At 65.4% G+C, this 16,399-nt stretch carries 16 protein-coding genes; 10 read left to right on the forward strand and 6 right to left on the reverse strand.

Annotation, left to right across the window (positions count from 1 at the left end):
• Positions 1-16 precede the first annotated feature (16 nt).
• The 3 genes from I4484_RS10690 to gloB all read right to left on the reverse strand — a co-directional run bounded on the left by I4484_RS10690 (position 17) and on the right by gloB (position 3,941).
• Positions 17-1,852: an extracellular solute-binding protein gene (locus I4484_RS10690; RefSeq protein WP_197447294.1), complete on the reverse strand. Its 1,836-nt coding sequence runs from the start codon at positions 1,850-1,852 to the stop codon at positions 17-19.
• A 110-nt stretch (positions 1,853-1,962) separates the two neighbouring features.
• The gene (locus I4484_RS10695; RefSeq protein ID WP_197447295.1) at positions 1,963-3,120 is read right to left on the reverse strand and encodes a transglycosylase SLT domain-containing protein; all 1,158 of its coding nucleotides are present in this window, start codon (positions 3,118-3,120) and stop codon (positions 1,963-1,965) included.
• Positions 3,121-3,173: 53 nt separating this feature from the next.
• A complete protein-coding gene (gene gloB, locus I4484_RS10700; RefSeq protein ID WP_197447296.1) occupies positions 3,174-3,941 on the reverse strand; it encodes a hydroxyacylglutathione hydrolase in 768 nt (255 codons plus the stop codon).
• Positions 3,942-4,117: 176 nt separating this feature from the next.
• Between gloB and I4484_RS10705 the strand changes: the two genes are divergently transcribed.
• From I4484_RS10705 to nudC, 4 genes are read left to right on the forward strand one after another with little or no spacing between them, the layout of a single operon-like run.
• Positions 4,118-4,909: a class I SAM-dependent methyltransferase gene (locus I4484_RS10705; protein WP_197447297.1), complete on the forward strand. Its 792-nt coding sequence runs from the start codon at positions 4,118-4,120 to the stop codon at positions 4,907-4,909.
• A complete protein-coding gene (gene rnhA, locus I4484_RS10710; RefSeq protein ID WP_197447298.1) occupies positions 4,896-5,393 on the forward strand; it encodes a ribonuclease HI in 498 nt (165 codons plus the stop codon). Before I4484_RS10705 ends, rnhA begins: the two co-directional genes overlap by 14 nt.
• Positions 5,394-5,396: 3 nt before the next feature.
• Positions 5,397-6,161, forward strand: coding sequence for a DNA polymerase III subunit epsilon (gene dnaQ / locus I4484_RS10715; protein ID WP_197447299.1), 765 nt, complete (start codon positions 5,397-5,399; stop codon positions 6,159-6,161).
• Entirely contained in the window at positions 6,148-6,924 is a 777-nt protein-coding gene (gene nudC, locus I4484_RS10720) for an NAD(+) diphosphatase (protein WP_197447300.1), read from the forward strand. Before dnaQ ends, nudC begins: the two co-directional genes overlap by 14 nt.
• 45 nt (positions 6,925-6,969) lie before the next feature.
• Here nudC and I4484_RS10725 read toward each other — a convergent pair whose 3' ends face one another.
• Positions 6,970-7,281 (reverse strand): SCP2 sterol-binding domain-containing protein, encoded by a 312-nt coding sequence (locus tag I4484_RS10725; protein ID WP_197447301.1) that lies wholly within the window; start codon positions 7,279-7,281, stop codon positions 6,970-6,972.
• A 143-nt stretch (positions 7,282-7,424) separates the two neighbouring features.
• On the opposite strand from I4484_RS10725, the gene sohB reads away from it, so the two are divergent.
• Positions 7,425-8,465, forward strand: coding sequence for a protease SohB (gene sohB, locus I4484_RS10730; protein WP_197447302.1), 1,041 nt, complete (start codon positions 7,425-7,427; stop codon positions 8,463-8,465).
• Between the two features lie 18 nt (positions 8,466-8,483).
• Here sohB and I4484_RS10735 read toward each other — a convergent pair whose 3' ends face one another.
• Positions 8,484-8,804 (reverse strand): helix-turn-helix transcriptional regulator, encoded by a 321-nt coding sequence (locus tag I4484_RS10735; protein WP_111411897.1) that lies wholly within the window; start codon positions 8,802-8,804, stop codon positions 8,484-8,486.
• Positions 8,805-9,172: 368 nt separating this feature from the next.
• Here I4484_RS10735 and I4484_RS10740 point away from each other — a divergent pair, with 368 nt between their 5' ends.
• The 3 genes from I4484_RS10740 (at position 9,173) to I4484_RS10750 (ending at position 12,778) form a co-directional block, all read left to right on the forward strand.
• Positions 9,173-11,083 carry a propionyl-CoA synthetase gene (locus I4484_RS10740; RefSeq protein ID WP_197447303.1) on the forward strand — a complete coding sequence of 637 codons (1,911 nt, stop codon included), beginning with the start codon at positions 9,173-9,175 and terminating at the stop codon, positions 11,081-11,083.
• A gap of 195 nt (positions 11,084-11,278) precedes the next feature.
• The gene (locus I4484_RS10745) at positions 11,279-11,950 is read left to right on the forward strand and encodes a 7-cyano-7-deazaguanine/7-aminomethyl-7-deazaguanine transporter (protein ID WP_197447304.1); all 672 of its coding nucleotides are present in this window, start codon (positions 11,279-11,281) and stop codon (positions 11,948-11,950) included.
• Between the two features lie 45 nt (positions 11,951-11,995).
• Complete coding sequence (locus I4484_RS10750; RefSeq protein WP_197447305.1) at positions 11,996-12,778, forward strand: alpha/beta fold hydrolase; 783 nt, start codon at positions 11,996-11,998, stop codon at positions 12,776-12,778.
• 5 nt (positions 12,779-12,783) lie between these two features.
• Here the strand turns inward: I4484_RS10750 and I4484_RS10755 are convergent, their stop codons facing one another.
• Entirely contained in the window at positions 12,784-14,052 is a 1,269-nt protein-coding gene (locus I4484_RS10755) for an ABC transporter substrate-binding protein (RefSeq protein WP_197447306.1), read from the reverse strand.
• A gap of 140 nt (positions 14,053-14,192) precedes the next feature.
• On the opposite strand from I4484_RS10755, the gene I4484_RS10760 reads away from it, so the two are divergent.
• Positions 14,193-15,899, forward strand: a complete 1,707-nt coding sequence (locus I4484_RS10760; protein WP_197447307.1) for a potassium/proton antiporter — start codon at positions 14,193-14,195, stop codon at positions 15,897-15,899.
• Positions 15,900-16,042: 143 nt separating this feature from the next.
• Entirely contained in the window at positions 16,043-16,249 is a 207-nt protein-coding gene (locus I4484_RS10765) for a DUF2795 domain-containing protein (protein WP_197447308.1), read from the forward strand.
• The last annotated feature ends 150 nt before the right edge of the window (positions 16,250-16,399 follow it).

A 16,399-nucleotide genomic window follows, 5' to 3' on the forward strand; every position in this document is an offset into this window, starting at 1 on the left:
TCCTCATGGCGGTGGCCTAGCGGCGGCGCAGGCGCTGGTTGATCTCGGCTTCGCGCTCGGCATCGACCCACCAGGCAGCGAGGTCGAGCCCGTACTCGGGGAAGGGCTCGGGATAGCCGAACTTGTCCCAGACCGCGATCCGTGTCTCGCCGGAGTGGTACTGAGGAATGGTGATGAATTCCCAGCGCAGCACCCGGTCCAGCGCGCGGGCCACGGTATTGAGCTCTTCGCGGCTGTCGGCCCGGATAAGCTGCGCCACCAGGGTGTCCACGGCGGGATGCTCGAGCCCCATCAGGTTGCGGCTCTGGGGGCTGTCGGCGAATTCGCTGGTCCAGTACTCGCGCTGCTCGTTGCCCGGGTTGTTGGACTGAGGGAACTGGCCGACGATGATGTCGAAATCGAAACTGCGCAGGCGGTTGAGATACTGGTTGATGTCGACGATGCGCAGGGTACCGTGAATCCCCAGGCGTGACATGTTGCGCAGCATCGGCTGGACCACGCGCTCCATGCCGCTGTCGAAGAGCATCACTTCGACCGCGAGCGGGCGGCCGCTCTCGGCGTCGACCAGGGTGTCGTCACGCACCTCGTAGCCGGCCTCGATCAGCAGGTCGTAGGCCAGGCGCAGCCGTTCGCGCAGGTCGTCGGGATGGTCGATGGGCAGTGCTTCGTCGAAGACCCGCGCCGGCAGAACATCACGAAAGGGCTCTAGCAGCTCGAGCTCGGCATCGCTTGGCTTTCCCTCGGCGGCCATGTCCGAGTTCTGGAAATAGCTCTCGGTGCGCCGGTAGGTATCGTAGAAAATGTTGGCGTTGAGCCAGGGGAAGTCGAAGGTGAGGTTGAGCGCTTCACGCACCCGAGGGTCCTGGAACTTGTCCCGGCGGAGGTTGAAGACGAAGGCCTGCATTCGAGATGGCTGGCCATCCGGCACGGTGATGCGCTTGACCAGCCCCTCGCGATAGGCGGGGAAATCATAGCCGATGGCCCAGGTGGCGGCACGTGCATCGATACGGTAGTCCATCACGCCGGCCTTGAACGCCTCCCAGGCGATGTCGCGGTCGCGGTAGTAGTCGTAGATCAGGCGATCGATGTTGTGGCGACCCACGTTGACCGGCAAGTCTCGGCCCCAGTAGTCGTCGACGCGCTCGTACACGATGCGCCGGCCGGGGTCCACCTCGGCGATGCGATAGGGTCCCGAGCCGGGGTGCCGGGCGAGCGTGGGGCTCGAGAAGTCACGCTCTTCCCAGTAGTGCTTGGGCAGGATCGGCAGCTGGCCGACGATCAGCGGCAGCTCGCGGGAGTGGTTGGCGGCGAACTCGAAGCGCACGGTATGGGGGTCGAGCGCCTCGACGCTCTCCACGTCGGCATAGTAACCGCGGTAGAAGGGATTGCCCTCGTCACGCAGCAGATGAAAGCTATAGACCACGTCCTCGGCGGTTACCGGCTCGCCATCGTGAAAGCGCGCCGCGGGGTGCAGGTCGAACTCGATCCAGTAGCGATCCGGGTCCAGGCGAATGCCCTCGGCCAGCAGGCCGTAGGCACTGAACGGTTCGCCGGGGTTCTCCACCAGCAGCGTATCGTAGATCTCGCCGATGCCGATCGCCGGCGTGCCGCGAATGATGAAGGGATTGGTCGAATCGAAGCTGCTGCCCACGGCCGCCTGGGTCATGCTGCCGCCTTTGGGGGCATCCGGTACGACATGGGGAAAGTGGCTGAAGCCGCCGGGCAGGGCCGGCTCGTCGTAGAGCGCCAGGCCATGCACGGTGGGCACCTCGTCCGCCTCGGCGGCGAATGACGACGCTCCCCAGCCAAGCAACAGGCAACCGACGAGAGAGGCACGCAAGACGAACCGCATCAATGACATCCTTGGTGGAGGCTGGCCCGGCAGTCCGGGCGATACCGCCATAAGGTGTCAGGCCATCCGTCACTTGTAAACCTCGACGTGGCGGATGGTCCTCGCCTCATTCAACGTGCCGCTAGGCTGCGGCGGGGGATCTCGAGACGCTGACCGGCATGAATGACGTCGCCGGCGAGAGCATTGTGGCGGCGCAGTTCGGCCACGCTGATGCCGTGACGGCTGGCAATGGCGGAGAGGCTATCGCCACGCTGGACGAGGTAGCGCTCGCCGTCGGCGGGCGTCGACGACGCCGGCGCGCTCAGCTCCGCCAGTATCGTCTCTTCCGCTTCGACGGGCACCAGCACCACGTCGACCGTGGCAGGGCTGGCACTGCCATTGGTCAGCCCGGGATTCAGCGCCGCGAGCTCGTCCTGGTCCACACCGGCCACGCTGGCCAGCTGGGACAAGTTGATGGGCGCATTGACCGGCACCTTGGCAAAGGCAGGGGCATCATCGATCTCGGGCAGGGCGACGCCGTAGGCATCGGGATCGTCGATGATGGCGGCGATGGCATTGAGCTTGGGCAGGTAGTTCATCGTCTCGCCGGGCAACTGGAGGTGCCAGTAGCCATCGGGAGCCCCACTTGCCGCTGCCGCGTGTCGAGCCCGGTTGACCGTGCCGGCACCGGCATTGTAGGCCGCCAGCGAGAGCTCGATATCCCCTTCGTACCACTGCTCGGCCTGAAGCTCGATGTAGTCCAGCGCCGCCTGCGTCGAGGCGATGACGTCGAGGCGCGCGTCATAGCCGCGCTGACGGGACAGACCCAGGGCGTCGGCGGTGCCGGGCATGAACTGCCACAGCCCGGCGGCGCCACGATGGCTGCGGGCGAGTGGGTCGTAGGAGCTCTCCACGAAGGGGATCAGGCCGACTTCGCCGGGCAGGCCCCGCAGTTCGACCTGCTCGGTGATCCAGGCCATCCACGGCCGGGCGCGCTCGATGATTTCGGCGATATTGTGAGGATTGGAACGATAATGTTCGATCCACTGCTGCACGCGAGCGTCCTGGCGGCGATCGTGCCATTCCATGTTGTCGCGCAACCGCTCCCAAGCGTCCCCGGGTACGAAGTCGAGATTCAGGTCGTCCCAGAAATGGTGGGAGGGATGGATCGGCGCAGCTCCGGGATGCGGGCTTGCCAGCAGCGTCGGGCTGGTGGTCGACAGCGCACCGATCATGGCGATGCCGCCGGCAAGGGCCAAGGTCCACTGCCGCGTCGTTCGATAGGTCATGCGTTCTCCTTCAGGGCACGTGTCGCTCTGCTGCCCATGGGATGCGTCGATTCTCAGAAGTTGTCTTTCCAGGCCCGCAGCGTGGTGAAAGTGGCCTGGTCGGTATCGGTACTGCCATGCCGGGCAGCCGTGGCGCGCACATCGGGATCGGCACAACGCAAGAAGGGATTGATGCGCTTCTCCCGGGCCAGGTGGCTGGGCAGGGTGGGGCGGTCAAGATTGCGGGCACGCTGGGCCTCGACAAGCGCATCGGCAACGTCCCGGTTGTGCGGATCGGCCGCCTGGGCAAACCTGAGGTTGGCGAGGGTGTATTCGTGAGCAGCGAACACCAGCGTATCGTCCGGCAGGGCGGCCAGGGTCTGCAGCGAGCGGTACATCTCCTCGGGAGTACCCTCGAACAAGCGGCCGCAGCCGGCGGAGAACAGCGTATCGCCGCAGAACAGCAGCGGCGGAATGCCGGCGGTGAAGAAGGCAATGTGATCGCGGGTGTGTCCCGGCACCTCGTGCACATCGAAGCGTCGCCCCATGACCCGGCACGTGTCGCCCTTGCCGACACGCTCCGTCAGGCCTTCGATGCCTGGGTTGTCAGGTCCTATCACCTGGGGGGAGTAGCGCTCGATGAGTTGCGGCAGCCCCCCGGTATGATCGGGGTGATGGTGGGTAACGAGGATGGTCCCGAGGGTAAGACCCTCCTGCTCGAGCACACGGAGGACCGGTTCGGCGTCACCGGGATCCACGACACAGACTTCAGGGCTCGTATCCTGGCGCATGAGCCAGATATAGTTGTCGCTTAAAGCGGGAATCGGTGTCACGCTCAGCATAGGCGGTCTTTCCTTCGTCGCGTCGTCTACCGAAGTGAGTGGCGGTCGTTGGTCCGTTCCTCGCACCCGGCGTGCGGCCGAGCGCCACCGTGGGCGCTCACTCGACCGAGGGCCGTGCACGGCAAAAATGCCGGAAATGCCTGCAAAACCGGTGATCATGGAGGTAATGGTCAGCAATGTCAAACCCGCATGAAGCGCTCGCCCTGGCACGGCTGTATCGGGAAGGGCACCGCTACTGGTCCAGCGATGACGGCCAGGCGCATTGGCGCGCCGAACGGGCCTGCCTGGGACCGCTCTGCGAGAGCCTGCATGGCGGCCATAGTCTGGAGCTCGGCATGGGGCCCTCGCTTACCGATATGTCTCCCATTCGCCACAACATTCGCTGGGCACCGACGACCGAACTGTGCGAGGGCGCCTCCGCCCTGGTGTGTCCACTGGATGCGCTCGCGCTGCCCGATGAGTGCCTCCACCTGGTCATCGTTCATCATCTGCTGGAGGTCGTCGACGAGCCTCATCGATTGCTCCAGGAAGCCGCGCGGGTCACGGCGGACGATGGCTGCCTGGTCGTGCTTGGCTGGACGCCGATGGGCCTGGGCGGCCTCGCGCGCCTCACGCCGGGGCGCCGCCGCCGCATGCCCTGGCGCGGACATTGGCGCTCGCCATCCAAGCTCGGCGACTGGCTGGCGTTTGTCGACTTCCGCGTCGAGCGGGTAGACTACTGCGGCTTTCACCTGCCCGGCAGCCCGCCTGGCAATGCCGCGCTGGAAACGCTGGGGCGGCGCCATAACGTACCGCTGGGTGACAGCTACATCATTCACGCCCGCCGCCGAAGCCGGCTCGCCCAGAGGCAACGCCCCAGGTTGAGGCTGCAGGGTACCCTCGGCGGCGGTGCGCTGGGCCATGCCACGCGCGTCGGCAGTGCCGCGCCGGAACCGAGCAGAAGGACAGCCGAAGTTGAGTGCCAGTGATCCCGACAAACCGCTCCCCCGTGTCACCATACATACCGATGGCGCCTGCCGTGGCAACCCGGGGCCGGGCGGATGGGGGGCTGTGCTGAGCAGCGGCCGGCACGAAAAGACCCTGAACGGCTTCGAGGCGACCACCACCAACAACCGCATGGAGCTGATGGCCGCGATCATGGCGCTGCGAACGCTCAAGCAGGCCTGTGAAGTGGAGCTGTGGACCGATTCGGAGTACCTGCGCCGCGGCATCACCGAGTGGATTCACGGCTGGATGAAGCGCAACTGGAAGACGGCAGCCAAGCAGCCGGTCAAGAATGCCGAGCTATGGCGGGAGCTGCTGGAGGAGACCCAGCGCCACCGTATCCACTGGCACTGGGTCAAGGGGCACAGCGGCCACCCCGGCAATGAGCGAGCCGATGCGCTGGCCAATGCCGCCATCGACGCTCACTGGAGCCGAGGCATGTCGCAAACCACCCAATCTGAGTCCTAGATCATGCGTCAGATCGTTCTGGATACCGAAACCACCGGCATCGACCCCCGCGAGGGCCACCGCCTGATCGAGATCGGCGCCGTGGAACTCGTCAACCGGCGCCTGACCGGCAACACCTACCACCAGTACATCAACCCCCAGCGCGAGGTCGAGGCCGAGGCCATCGCGGTGCACGGCATCACCAACGAATTCCTTGTCGACAAGCCGCTCTTCGCCGAAGTGGCCGATACCTTCTGGGAGTTCATCCGCGGTGCGGAGCTGGTGATCCACAACGCCGCGTTCGACGTCGGCTTCATCGATCACGAATTCAGCCTGCTGCTGGGCGCTCGGGGCGAGCCACGCCTGGGCCCGGTGGCGGAGCACTGCCGAATCCTCGATACGCTGCAACTGGCCCGGGAGCGCCACCCGGGGCAGCGCAACAACCTCGATGCGCTGTGCAAGCGCTACGAGATCGACAACGGCCACCGCGTGCTGCACGGCGCCCTGCTCGACGCCGAGATCCTGGCCGACGTCTACCTGGCCATGACCGGCGGGCAGACGGCGCTGTCGCTGGATGCCGAGGAGCGCAGCGACAGGCAGGCCATGACCAGCGGCCTGTCGATCAGGCGCATGACGCTGCCTGCCGGCAGCCTGCGCGTGCTACGCCCCGGCGACGCTGAGCTCGCGGCACACCGGGCCAAGCTCGAGCAGATTCGCCAGGCGGCGGGCAGCTGCCAGTGGGATGCGCTGACGGAACAGCCCCGGGGGAGCGGCGATGCTGCGCCGTGAGCTGCCACTGACGGCCAGCCACGGCAGGCTCATCCGGGTCGCCGCGGGGCGCATCGCACCCGGAGCGGACGGCGGCCCCCTCCAGCAGGCGCAGCCCTGGCCAGATAGCGTGCAACCGCTGGCGTACTGGCACGACGAACCGATCGCGCTGTCGGTGGAAGAGCATGCCGGCGAGCACTGGCCCGATGGCCGTCAATGGCTCGCCCGCCTTCCCGAGTCCTGGTTTCCGCTGCTCTCCACAGCCCTGCAGGTCGCCGCCTGGCTTCGCGATCACCGCTTCTGCGGTCGCTGCGGCGCGCCAGCCGCTCGGCTCGACGCCGAGTTCGCCATGCATTGCGAGCAATGCGGGCATCGCAACTACCCGCGCATCTCGCCATGCATCATTACCCTGGTCACCCACGGCGACGCCATGCTGCTGGCCCGCAGCCCGCGCTTCCCACCGGGGCGCTACTCCACCTTGGCAGGCTTCATCGAACCGGGGGAGTCCGCCGAGGAGGCGGTTCATCGGGAGATTCACGAGGAGGTGGGCGTCAGCGTGGGGCGGATTCGCTACTACCGCAGCCAGGCCTGGCCGTTCCCCCACGCGCTGATGCTGGGCTTCTTTGCCGAGGCAGCCAGTCGTCGCATTCGCATCGACGGCATCGAGATTGCCGACGCCGCCTGGTTCCACCCCAAGCGGCTTCCGCAGCTGCCGCCTCCCTATTCCATCTCGCGGGCACTGATCGAGACCCACCTTGCCGAGGTGGCCGACGGCTTGAAATGAAACGGGTCGCCAGCCGGCGACCCGTCACCTTCCTTACCCCTTCGCTCAGCGATTCGGAAACAGGCTCGTCAGCTTGGTCGCCAGCATCACGTTGCCGGTGGCCTTGAGCTTGCCGGTCATGAACGCCGTCATGCCATTGACCTCCCCGGTCATGATGCCCTTCAACGTCTCGCTGCTCATGGAGAGCGATACGGAGGGATCGTCATGCTCGCCTTCCTCGATCGACAGGGTACCGTCCTTGACCACCAGGTAGTGGCTGCCATTGTCACTGAAGTGGAACTGGAAGACATCGTTCATGCCCTGGGCAGCCTGTGGGTCGAAGCGCTCTTGCAGTTTGTCTAGTGTCGAGGTGGACATGGAGATCCTTCCTTTGTGAGTGAAGAGGGTCGGGGTGCCCGTAGGGCAGAGGTTATTTCAAACGATTGTTTCAATCAAGTCCGTTGTCAGGAACGTGCCAGCGGGTCACGATGAGTGAAACTACGCGAAAACGGAGAGGCGACGTGAATGAATGGTTGATGGACATGGGGCGTTTCGTCGTGCAGGTGTCGGTTCTGACGCTGCTGGTCGTGGTGACGGTCGTGGTGATCGCCCGGATCAAGAGCGAGGCGGGTGAACGCGTACGCCTGCGGGTCGATGAGCTGAACAATCGTCTCGAATACCGGCGTCGCCGGCTTGCTCTGGCCGCCACCGAGCCGAGCGCTCGCAAGCGCTTGGCCAAGGCTTTCCGGCGCGACGACAAGAGCCGCTCCCGTGCTGGCCGCAGGCAAGCCGACGAGCCTCGCGGCACGGTGTGGGTACTGGACTTCCACGGCGACCTCCGGGCGACGGGAGCCGCCCGCTTCGCCGAAGAGATTTCCGCCGTCACCGCGGCGGCCAGCGAAGGGGACGAAGTCGTGATTCGCCTGGAGTCGGCGGGCGGCCTGGTGCACGCCTACGGCCTGGCGGCCGCCCAGGTCGATCGACTGCGCGAGGCGGGGCTCGACACCACGGTATGCGTGGACAAGGTGGCGGCCAGCGGCGGCTATCTCATGGCGTGTGCCGCGAATCAGCTGCGTGCCGCACCGTTTGCCGTTCTGGGCTCGATCGGCGTCGTGGCCCAACTGCCCAATGTCCACCGACTGCTCAAGCGCCACGACGTCGACGTCGAACTGCTCACGGCAGGCGAGTACAAGCGAACGCTGACCGTATTCGGCGAGAACACCGAAGAGGGACGGGAGAAGTTCCAGTCGGACCTCGAGCACATACATGAGCTGTTCAAGCGGCACGTGGCCGAGCGCCGCCCGACGCTGGACGTCGAAGCGGTGGCGACGGGGGAGGTGTGGTACGGGCGCGATGCGCTCGAGAAGGGCCTGGTGGACGCCTTGGGTACCAGTGAGGCCTATCTCCTGGCGCGCATGGAAGAGGCACGAGTCGTCAGCGTACGCCTGGAAGCCCGACATCCAATGGGAAAACGGCTCGGCCTGGCCGTCAGGGAAGGCATTGAGGCCGGCGTCGAACGGGTGCTGGAACGGCTCGATGCCAGCCGCTGGGAAAAGCGGTGAGTCATTCAGCCGGGCTCGTCACGCCTCCTGCAGCCTGACGAGCGCTCCGATCATCTCACGCGCCTGCTTTCCCTGCAGCGAATAGTAGATGGTCTGGGACGCGCGTCGCGTCGACACCAGGCCTTCGCGCCTGAGGATCGCCAGGTGCTGGGACAGCGCCGACTGGCTCAGCGCCAGCCGTTGGTTGAGCTCCGTCACCGACAGCTCGGAGCCATCCAGCAGACACAGGATGCGCAGTCGATTGTCGTTCGCCAGAGCCTTCAGAAGCGCAGTAGCCTGGTCGATGGCCGGATTGCCGGCCTGGAGAAGGCGGGATGCAGCGCTGTGCGAGGTGCTCATGGTGATCTCCCCCGTGTTGCTGCCCGGTCCACGCACTGGCTCCGGGCAGGCGGCTTCGGGCGGCTACCTCGCCCACGACAGAGAGCGCAAACCACCTGTCGCAGACGATGCGATCCGGCAGTGCCCAAGTTTGGTTATGGCATTGCTGATTTAGTCATCATTGATAGTGACTCCGCGACTGTCAAACGAAGAATCAACCCAACAGGACATTCAGGAGACGAGCTCGTCACATTGTCAACAATTATGTAGCGGAAATATGCCTTGAATCGCTTTTTCGGTTTGACTAGCCGATGGTATGAAGGAAATCTTGGAAAAAACCTCTAGAGTGTCAACAATCCAAGTTCACAGCGATGCCGGACAGGACCCTCATGACAACCTACAATGCCGAGTACCAGCGCTCCATCGACCAGCCTGAAGGCTTCTGGTCCGACCAGGCGAAACGTATCCCCTGGTTCACGCCACCGCGCACCATTCTCGAGTATGACGAGCAGGGCCATGCGAGATGGTACGTCGACGGCGAGATGAACCTCTGCCATGCCGCCCTGGACCATCACGTGGCCCAGGGGCGTGGTGACCAACCGGCTGTCTACTGGGATTCGCCCGTCACCGGCGCCAAGCGCACCCTGACCTATCGCGAGATGCGCGACGAGGTAGCACTGTTCGCCGGGGCCCTGAAGGACCTCGGCGTAGAAAAGGGCGACCGGGTCGTCATCTACATGCCCATGGTGCCGGAGGCGCTGGTGGCCATGTACGCTTGCGCGCGCCTGGGAGCAGTGCATTCCGTGGTCTTCGGCGGCTTCGCGCCGCACGAGCTCGCCGTGCGCATCGACGACGCCCGACCCAAGGTCGTGGTGGCGGCCTCCTGCGGCATCGAGATCGAGCGGGTGATTCCCTATCAGCCCAACATTCAGGCGGCTATCGAGCAGAGCGAGCACAAGCCCGACGCTTGCGTCTACCTGCAGCGTGAGCAGCAGCGTGCCGCACTCGGTCCGTGCGACCACGACTGGGCAGAGCTGCTGAAGCGTGCCACTCCGGCCGATTGCGTGCCGGTCAAGGGCAGCGACCCGCTCTACGTACTGTATACCTCGGGCACCACGGGCAAGCCCAAGGGCGTCGTACGTGATACGGCGGGCTATGCGGTGGCGTTGCACTACTCGATGGAGACCATTTACGACGTGGCGCCGGGCGACGTGTTCTTTTCCGCCTCCGATGTCGGCTGGGTGGTGGGGCATTCCTATATCGTCTATGCGCCGCTGCTGCGCGGCTGTACCACGGTCGTCTACGAGGGCAAGCCGGTCAGGACGCCGGACGCCGGGGCCTTCTGGCGCGTCATCAGCCAGTACCGGGTCAAGAGCTTCTTCACCGCGCCCACGGCCTTCCGGGCCATCAAGAAGGAAGACCCGGACGGCACGCTGCTGCAGCAGTACGATATCTCCTGTCTGAAGGCGCTCTACCTCGCCGGCGAGCGCCTCGACCCGCCGACCTTCCACTGGCTCGACGACTTGCTCGAAGTACCGGTGATCGACCACTGGTGGCAGACCGAGACCGGCTGGCCGATCGCGGCCAACCTGCAGGGGCTGGAGCCGCTGCCCACCAAGGCCGGCAGCGCCACCGTGCCGGTACCCGGCTTCAACGTGCAGATCCTCAACCGGGAGGGCGAGCAGGCCGGGGCGATGGAGCAGGGCAGCGTGGTCATCAAGCAGCCCATGCCGCCTGGCTGCCTGGTGGGGATATGGGGCGATCCACAGCGCTTCCATAGCGCCTACATGGCGGCGTATCCGGGTTACTACCTGACCGGTGACGGCGGCTACTTCGACGAGGATGGCTATCTGTTCATCATGGGCCGCACCGATGACGTCATCAACGTGGCGGGGCACCGTCTCTCGACCGGTGAGATGGAGGAAGTCGTCGGTGCGCACAAGGCCGTCGCCGAGTGTGCCGTGATCGGTATCCACGATGCCCTCAAGGGGCAGATCCCGGTCGGCCTGGTGATCCCCAAGGACGGCTTCGATGGCGACGAGGTTGCGCTCGAGAGCGAGCTCATCGCCCTGGTGCGCGACAGGATCGGCCCGGTCGCCTGCTTCAAGCAGGTTCTGGTGGTCAACCGGCTGCCCAAGACCCGCTCCGGCAAGATCCTGCGCAAGCTGTTGCGTAACATCGCCGATGGCAAGGAGTACGGCGTCCCCTCGACCATCGACGATCCCGCCAGCCTGCAGGACGTGCACGAGGCCATGAAGGCGCGTGACGTCGGCGCCGCCCATGAGGCCCGCCAGGTCTGACCTCCGTCACGGCCAGCCCATCGCGCCGCCCTGCAGGGCGGCGCAGCTGCCAGCGCCGGCATTGGCCAGCGCCGCACCTGCCACGTATAATCTCCGCCGCATTCCGGTAACCGTTCTCGACGGGTGCCGGCGAGGGTTCCCTCACCCCTCGTCCGTTCGACAGGCCACACCAAGGCCGCCAAAAAGGATTCATGCATGTTCGTACTGTCGCAAGCGCAGCAACGCCGCTGCCTGCTGCTGCTGGTGTCATTCCATATCCTGGTGATCGCGGCCAGCAATTATCTCGTGCAGTTGCCCTTCACGCTGTTCGGGTTTCATACCACCTGGGGGGCGTTCAGTTTTCCCTTCATTTTCCTCGCCACCGATCTCACGGTGAGGCTGTTCGGCAAGGAGCCGGCCCGGGCCATCATCATGCGGGTCATGCTCCCCGCGCTACTCGTCTCCTATGTCGTCTCGGTGGTCTTTCCCCGCGGCACCTTCATCGGCTTCGCCGCGCTCGGGGAGTGGAACCTGTTCGTGGCTCGCATCGCACTGGCGAGCTTCATGGCCTACGTGCTGGGCCAGCTTCTCGACGTTCAGGTCTTCGACCGCCTGCGCACCCTGCGCGCCTGGTGGATAGCGCCGGCGGTTTCCACCGTGCTGGGCAACCTCGCCGATACCGCGGCCTTCTTCGCCATGGCGTTCCATCGCAGCCCCGACCCCTTCATGGCCTCGAACTGGGTCGAGATCGCCACCGCCGACTACGTGATCAAGCTTGCCATCAGCCTGCTGTTCTTCCTGCCGCTGTATGGCGTGCTGCTGGCATGGCTGAGCCGGAGGCTGGTGTCGCTCACCGGACAGCAGGATCTCGCGCCGCAACATCTGTGATCGCCGAATCACGATGCATCGCCAAGACAACCTCGGGGAGGAGCAATGAGCGTCGAACTCAACTACCACGACACCGGAGGAGAGGGCACGCCGCTGGTCGTGGTCCACGGCCTGCTGGGCAGCGCCGACAACTGGCGTTCGCACGTCAGGCAGTGGCAGGCTCGCCGACGGGTGGTGGCTGTCGACCTGCGCAACCATGGCCGCTCGCCGCATGCCGAGGGCATGAGCTATCGCGAGATGGCGGCCGACGTGCTGGCCCTGATGGATCGCCTGCGCATCGACAAGGCGCACCTGCTCGGCCACTCCATGGGCGGCAAGGTCGTCATCAGCCTGGCGCGACAGGCGCCTGAGCGCGTGGCATCACTGATCGTGGCGGATATCGCGCCGCAGGCCTATGGCCATGACCACGACGCCGTCTTCGCCGGGCTCCGGCACCTCGAGCGAGGCAAGCCGGAGAATCGGCGTGAGGCCGACGCCTTGCTGGCCGAACATGTCGCCGAGCGTGCCACTCGGCTGTTCCTGGCCACCAACCTGGAGCGTGGGGAGCATGGCGGGCTGAGGCTGCGAGTCGGCCTCGACCAGATCGAGGCCGGCTATCGCGACATCATGCAGGCCCCGGCCGGTGAGGGCGCCTTCGAGGGGCCGACGCTGGTGCTGCGAGGCGGGAAGTCGCACTACGTCCCGGATACGGCGCTGGCGAACCTGCGCGAGGTGCTCCCCAACTCGCGCCTGGTGACCCTCGAGGAGGCTGGCCACTGGTTGCACGCCGAGCAACCCGAGGCGTTCCAGTCGGCGGTCGAGGAGTTCCTGGATTCATTGCCAGACTGAGGTGCTCAGGGAGCGGTCGTGCCGAGATCGACGGCGAGCCGCTCCAGCGGCGTTGCGGTCTCGACCACGCCCGCCTCGAGCAGGAACTGCTCGAACCGCAGGTAGCGCCCGCGATCCACGGCCGCAGGCTGCAACGCAAGGCGAGGAACGATATCGTTCCAGGCGTCGCGCCCGGTGTGGTCGGCAAGTGCGGGCTCGGCCGTCTCCAACAGCTGCCAGGCCTCATGCGGATGGTTGACAATCCACAGGGCGGCCTCCTCCAACGCCGAGACCAGTCGGCGCACGGCATCACGCTTGCCATTGAGCCGGTCACGATTGGCCATCAAAATCAGTCCATCGTGGGCAGGCAAGCCGTACGCCTCGCTCGGCAACGTTCGTGTCATCACGCCTTCGTCCGCCAGCTGTCGTGGCAGCAGGAAGCGATGATGCATCACCAACCCGTCGACTCGCTGCTCGCGCATGGCCGCCAGGGCAGAGTAGCCGACCTCCTCGAGCTCCACCAGCTCGAGCCCCATGGCCGTGCCCAGCAGCTCCGTGAGCATGCTGGCCAGCACCACATCACGGCCGTCGCCGTCGGTGACACCGATGCGCAGCCCCTCGAGAGGGATCTCACCGCTGTCGCTTCCGAGCGCATCGCTCACTAGCAGGCCGGAAACGGGAGCCGCGATCAGCGTGGCCACGCGCACCACCGGCATCCCCTTGTCGACCAGCAGGTGCAGTTGAGGTTGGCGCCCGAGTGCCAGGTCGGTGCGTCCCGCCGCCAGCAGCTTGGCAGGCACGCTGGGATCCGCTGGCGCGATCAGCGCCACATCCAGCCCGCGGCGTGCAAACATGCCTCGTTCACGTGCCACGAGCAGGGCGGCATGCTGGGGGTTGAGGTACCAGTCCAGGGTGACGGTGAGGCGGGTCGTAGGCGGTGGCACGATCGGTTCGGCAGGCACACTGACCATCGAGGGCACCTCCGCGGCAGGCTCGGCCCGAGGCTCCTGCTGGCCGGATGGCTCGTCCTCCAGCAGTGGCGCGAGGACACCCCGGCCCTCGACCGCCGGAGGCACCTCGACCACTGCCGCAGCTTCGCTTGGCGCCAGGGTCTCCGTGTCGCGCAGCTCGGGAGGAACCTTGACGATGCTCTCGAGCTCAAGCTCGAGCGGAGGGGCTGGCAGGGCGGCTTCCCGGTCGGCATCGGCCACGAGCTGAAGGGAAAGCGATACGGCCAGGATTGCGATCGTTCCAGCCAGGGCGCGAGCCATGCAGCGTCGATGGGGCTTGGCCATGGATGGACGTCTCCAGGCAATTCGTAAGCGTCGGTAAGCAGTTAGTTTATCGTTGTCGTGCCAGTCATGGCTAGCCGAGGCAGCGCCTGCCCCGCCTGGGCACTCGTGGCATAATGGGGCATCCCGGCTCGAGGTCATGCATGGACACCATCAATACGCTTTTCCTGCTTTCCGGCTTTCTGATCGCCCTCAGCGTCGTGGCCAGTCGTATCTCTTCCATGGTGGGGCTGCCCTTGCTGTTGATCTTCCTGGGCCTGGGGATGCTGGCGGGCGAGGAGGGGATCCTTGGCATCCAGTTCGACGACTACTCGCTGGCGTTTCTGATTGGTCACCTTGCGTTGGCCATGATCCTGCTGGATGGCGGGCTGCGCACCCGCCTCAAGACCTTTCGTGTCGGCTTCAAGCCCGCGCTGTCGCTGGCCACGCTCGGCGTGTTCGTCACCAGCGGCGTGGTGGGGGTATTCGCCATGTGGGTGTTCGACCTCACCCTGGTCCAGGGGCTGCTGGTGGGAGCCATCGTCGGCTCGACGGACGCCGCGGCGGTGTTCTCGATGCTCAGCGGGCGTGGCGTCCATCTCAACGAGCGCGTCAGTGCCACGCTCGAGATCGAATCCGGCACCAACGATCCGATGGCCATCTTCCTGACCCTGCTGCTGGTCGAACTGTTGGTGGGCGACATCCGCGGCCCGCTCGAGACCGCGATGTTCATGGTGCTGCAGTTCGGTCTCGCCACGTTGATCGGCCTGGGCGGCGGCTGGCTGAGCGCCAAGTTGCTGCGTTGGCTCGATCTCGCCCCCGGGCTGTACTCGCTGCTGGCCCTGGGCCTGGGCTTCTGTGTCTTCGGTGCCACCAGTTTTCTCGGCGGAAGCGGCTTCCTGGCGATCTACCTGACCGGGCTGATGATCGGTAACCAGCCGGGGCGTCACCTCAACTTCATCCTTCCCGTACATGACGGCCTGGCATGGCTGAGCCAGATCGGCCTGTTCTTGATCCTGGGCCTGCTGGTCAATCCATCCGGGCTGCTCGAGTTCGCCTTGCCGGCCGCGCTGGTGGCCCTGGCCTTGATCTTCGTCGCCCGACCGCTGGCGGTGCTGCTCACGGTGAAGCCCTTCTTCCGCTTTCGCTGGCGTGAGATCGGCTTCATCTCGTGGGTGGGATTGCGCGGGGCGGTCCCCATCGTGCTCGCCATCTTCCCCGTCATCGGCGGGGTGGAGAATGCCGCGCTCTATTTCAACGTCGCATTCGCCGTGGTGCTGTTGTCGCTGTTGATCCAGGGCGGCACCTTGCCGTTGATGGCGCGCTGGACGAAGGTGGAGGTTCCCCTGGGAGTCACCCCGGACCACCGTGGACCGCTAGGGATCCTGCCCGAGAACGACTACGAGATGTTCGTCTATAAGGTGGACAACCAGGACCTCGACGATGTCCCCATTCGCCTGCTGCGCTTCCCCTCCGGCGCGGTGATCTCGGCACTCTTCCGTCAGCATGCCATGCTGCATCCCAAGGGCAGCACCCGACTCAAGCCCGGCGACGTCATCTGCGTCATCGGGCGCAGCGAGGATCTGCCGGCCCTCAATCGGCTCTTCAGTGGGGATGCCAAGCTCAAGCGCGAGCGCGCCTTCTTCGGCACCTTCACCTTCGACGGCGATGCGTTGATGAAGGACATCGCCGGAGTCTACGGCCTGACCCTCAGCCCCGGGGAGAGCGAGATGACGCTCGCCGAGTTCGTTTCACTGCGCGTGGGCGGCCACCCCGTAGTGGGCGACGACATCGACTGGCATGGCATTCATTGGGTCATCAGCGAGATGGACGGCAACCGTGTGACTCGCGTCGGCCTGCGCCTCTATTGACTGCCCGCCGTGCAGCCTGATGACACCGCGATTGTCCTGCAGCCTGGCAGGGAGCGGTGTCGGCCGCCTCGCTTGTCGCCCCCGTCGAGGGCAGCTATCTTCCTCGATACCATCACGTTCAACAGGATTTGACGGAGGTAGTCATGACTCGAGGACTCGGAGGTCGCTCACCTGCCAACATCACGCACCATCTGCAGGGCGTGGATTTTCCCGCCCGGCGCGATGACCTGATCGCTCAGGCCCAGGCCAATGGCGCGGAGGACGAGGTCATGGAGGTCGTTCGGCGTTTGCCGGAACAGGAATACGAGAGCATGGCCGATGTCACCAAGGGCGTCGGTGAGGTCGAATAAGGCGCACTTCACTCCCGCAAGGAGAGCGGCATGCTCAAGTTTCTGGCAAGTACCGTCGGCATTATCTTTCTCATCGGGCTGGCCGTGGTCATTGGCCTGCTGATGCTCATCTTCTGACGTCACTCATTGCCAGGGCAGCGCCGCTGCCCT

This window comes from Halomonas sp. SS10-MC5, assembly GCF_015992245.1.
GTDB lineage: Bacteria > Pseudomonadota > Gammaproteobacteria > Pseudomonadales > Halomonadaceae > Halomonas > Halomonas sulfidoxydans.